Here is a 3319-nt window from a genome sequence, read left to right on the forward strand (position 1 = left end):
GTTAAGACGCCGCCCTCTCACGGCGGAAACCCGAGTTCGATTCTCGGATAGGTCATAAAAAAGCTTTCGGAAAATAAATCCGGAAGCTTTTTTCGTTATCATACAAAATTATGGGGCGCGGGAGCCTGATGCAACACCTGTCCCAAAGTTTCATATCCTGTAGTATAAGCTTAAAAAGGAGTCAGCAGCGATATGAAGATATGTTTGGATGCGGGACATCAGGGCCGGTATAACCAGAGCCCGGCAGACCATCGGTATTACGAGTCTGTCATGGTATGGAAACTGCACCTTCTGCAGAAAAAGTATTTGGAAGAATATGGAATCGAAGTGATCACCACGAGGCGCCGGGAGGATGAGGACAAGGGCCTTTTCGCCAGAGGCGCGGAGTCGAAAGGATGCGATTTGTTTCTGTCCGACCATTCCAACGCGGTGGGAACCGGTGTGAACAATCAGGTGGACTATCCGGCCGCCTACTGCGTCATTAACGGAAGCGCGGATGGGATTGGAATGGCCCTCGCGCAGTGTGTGGAAAAGGTGATGAAGACGAAGCAGCCTGCCAGAATTGAGCACAGAAGAGGACAGAACGGGGATTATTACGGCGTGCTCCGGGGCGCGGCCTCTGTGGGGACTCCAGGGCTCATCCTGGAGCACTCCTTTCATACCAACGCGCAGATAGCCGCATGGCTCTTAAAGGAATCGAATCTGGAGCGTCTGGCCAGGGCGGAAGCCGATGCCATCGCCCTGTATTACGGAATTACCGTACAGGAAAAGAAATCCGGATGGCTGGAGGAGGACGGCGGCTGGCGGTTCTATCTCGGAGATACGGGAAACTATGTGGCCGATGACTGGTACAAGGATGGCGATCAGTGGTACTGGTTTGACGGCGCGGGCATGATGGTGCACAATACCTGGAAGACCGGCTCTGACGGGGTCTGGTATTACTTAAAGACCGACGGCGCCATGGCCAGAGACCAGTGGATCATCTGGAAGGGAGAGCTTTACCGGGCAAAGAAAGACGGCGCCATGTTCGAAGGGGAGCTGCATTTGAAAACCGATGAAAAAGGCGCTTTAAAAGAATAGAACGAACGGTAGGGGAAGCTGTGACAGCTTCCTTTACTTTCCATTTACAATCGAACATATATTCGATACAATAGTATTGAGGTGATGATTGATGGAACACACCATATTTCATGTGGATGTGAATTCGGCGTTTCTTTCCTGGGAAGCGGTCTACCGGATGAAGCATTTGGGCGGCCGCCTGGATTTGAGGACGGTTTCCTCTGCGGTGGGAGGCGATGTGACGAGGCGTCACGGGATTATTCTGGCAAAGTCCATTCCTGCCAGGACATGCGGGATCAAGACGGGAGAGACTGTGTTTTCGGCTTTAAAAAAGTGTCCGGAGCTGGTATTGGTTCCGCCTAACTATAATCTCTATCAGAGATCCAGTGATGCGCTGATCCGTCTCTTAAAGGAGTATACGCCGCTGGTGGAACAGTACAGTATCGACGAGGCTTATATGGATATGACAGAGAGTACGGCGCTGTTTGGACCGCCGGAGGCGGCCGCGGAGACGATAAGGGAGAGAATCTTACAGGAACTGGGGTTTACGGTGAACATCGGCGTGGCGCAGAATAAGCTTCTGGCAAAGATGGCCTCTGATTTTAAGAAGCCGAACCGGGTCCACACGCTGTGGAAGGAGCAGATTCTGGTGAAGATGTGGCCGCTTCCCGTGTCGGAGCTTTTCTTCATCGGGCGTGCGACCTACCGGAAGCTCAAGGGGATCGGAATCACCACGATCGGGGAGCTGGCACAGAGCGATCCGGATATTTTAAGGCGTCACCTGGGAAAACAGGGAGAGGTGATATGGGGCTTTGCCAACGGCATCGATCTATCTGCAGTGGAGGCGGAGGCTCCGCCCAATAAAGGATACGGCAATTCCACTACGGTGGCCTTTGATGTGTGTGACGCGGAAACGGCAAAACTGGTCCTCTTGTCCCTGGCGGAAACGCTGGGCGCCAGACTCAGGAAGGACGGTGTTAAAATTGGCGTGGTGGCGGTGGGAATCCGGGATTATCTGTTCGAATACCATTCTCATCAGATTTCGCTGGAAACGCCGACCAACATCACGAGGGAACTGTATGAGGCGGCATGCCGGGCATTTGACGAGGCGTGGGATAAGACGCCGGTCCGCCATCTGGGCATCCATACAAGTCACGTCTCCTCAGAGGAATCCAGGCAGATTGGGCTCTTCGACCGCATGGATTACGAAAAGCTGGAGAGAATGGATAAGGCAGTCGATGAAATCCGGAGGCGGTTCGGCAACGATGCTGTAAAACGCGCAGCCTTTCTCCCGGAGCATCCGGAGGGAGCCGCCGTACATGATCACATGGGCGGCGGAATCGCAAGGGAGAAGCGCACGGTGGATTACAGCAGACAGGAAGTTTTTTAAAGGAGTGGTGACATGTCGGCGTTCGGAATAGGGACAAATGCGGAAAGAGCGGACAGCGGGCTTCTGGCTGGCAGACAGATCAAAATCGCGTGTAAGGCGTGGTTTACCAGTACCGGAGCGATCCAGCCCCTGTCCTTTAAGTTCGAAGGGGACGATGGGATGATGCAGACCGTAAACCATGTGGCAGTCCGTTTTGGAGAAGAAAAGTATTATTCCGGAATACCTTCCATGGAATACGCCTGCCGGGCAGTGATCGGCGGGCTGACCCAGGAGTTTAAACTGATTTTTTATCCGGAAGAGGGAAGATGGGTCATGGTGCTTCCGGAATAGACGGAGCACCGGGAAAGTGCGCTTGAGGCGCATACGAGTAAAGATGATAAAAGGAGGAATGAAAGAATGAGCATTACATTTGACAGGAGTCTGGTGACGGGAAATGAGTTGATCGACACGCAGCACAGAGAGCTGATCAGCCGGGTGAATAAACTGGCGGAGGAATGCGTTCCGGGAACGGAAAAGAGAACTGCGGTGGGAACGCTCGATTTTTTGCTGGATTATACGGATTACCATTTTTCTGAGGAGGAAGCGCTCCAGAAAAAGAGCGGGTATCCGAAGCTTTCGGCCCACCACCGGGAGCATGAGAAATTTAAGCGGGCCGTGGAGGAACTGCGGATCATGCTGGAGGAAGAGGAAGGACCGAGTGAGGCCTTCGTGGAGGCTGTGAGAAAGAACGTGGAGGAGTGGCTTCAGAACCACATTATGTCCTGGGATAAAGAGGTGGCGGGATACGCGGAAAAAGAAACAGACGGTCTGTAAAGACCGCCTCAGACTGTAGACAACTAGCCTCCTAATAGGAGGCGGTTGTCTTTTTTC

General features: G+C 53.0%; 4 protein-coding genes. All 4 read left to right on the plus strand.

The annotated features are described in order from the left end of the window. Positions 1 to 192 precede the first annotated feature (192 nt). The 4 genes from ACLTD4_RS33495 (at position 193) to ACLTD4_RS33510 (ending at position 3262) form a co-directional block, all read left to right on the plus strand. A complete protein-coding gene (locus ACLTD4_RS33495; protein WP_117624412.1) occupies positions 193 to 1080 on the plus strand; it encodes an N-acetylmuramoyl-L-alanine amidase family protein in 888 nt (295 codons plus the stop codon). A gap of 91 nt (positions 1081 to 1171) precedes the next feature. Next, positions 1172 to 2449 (plus strand): DNA polymerase IV, encoded by a 1278-nt coding sequence (locus ACLTD4_RS33500; RefSeq protein ID WP_117624411.1) that lies wholly within the window; start codon positions 1172 to 1174, stop codon positions 2447 to 2449. Positions 2450 to 2461: 12 nt separating this feature from the next. After that, positions 2462 to 2779, plus strand: coding sequence for a hypothetical protein (locus ACLTD4_RS33505; RefSeq protein ID WP_002604289.1), 318 nt, complete (start codon positions 2462 to 2464; stop codon positions 2777 to 2779). 66 nt (positions 2780 to 2845) lie between these two features. Continuing rightward, positions 2846 to 3262, plus strand: coding sequence for a bacteriohemerythrin (locus ACLTD4_RS33510; RefSeq protein WP_002604288.1), 417 nt, complete (start codon positions 2846 to 2848; stop codon positions 3260 to 3262). Positions 3263 to 3319 lie beyond the last annotated feature (57 nt).

The organism is Hungatella sp. (genome assembly GCF_046966825.1).

Excerpts from the sequence above, each read along its gene's own strand:
- ACLTD4_RS33495 (WP_117624412.1), top strand. The coding sequence starts at position 193 with ATGAAGATATGTTTGGATGCGGGACATCAGGGCCGGTATAACCAGAGC.
- ACLTD4_RS33500 (WP_117624411.1), top strand. The coding sequence starts at position 1,172 with ATGGAACACACCATATTTCATGTGGATGTGAATTCGGCGTTTCTTTCC.
- ACLTD4_RS33505 (WP_002604289.1), top strand. The coding sequence starts at position 2,462 with ATGTCGGCGTTCGGAATAGGGACAAATGCGGAAAGAGCGGACAGCGGG.
- ACLTD4_RS33510 (WP_002604288.1), top strand. The coding sequence starts at position 2,846 with ATGAGCATTACATTTGACAGGAGTCTGGTGACGGGAAATGAGTTGATC.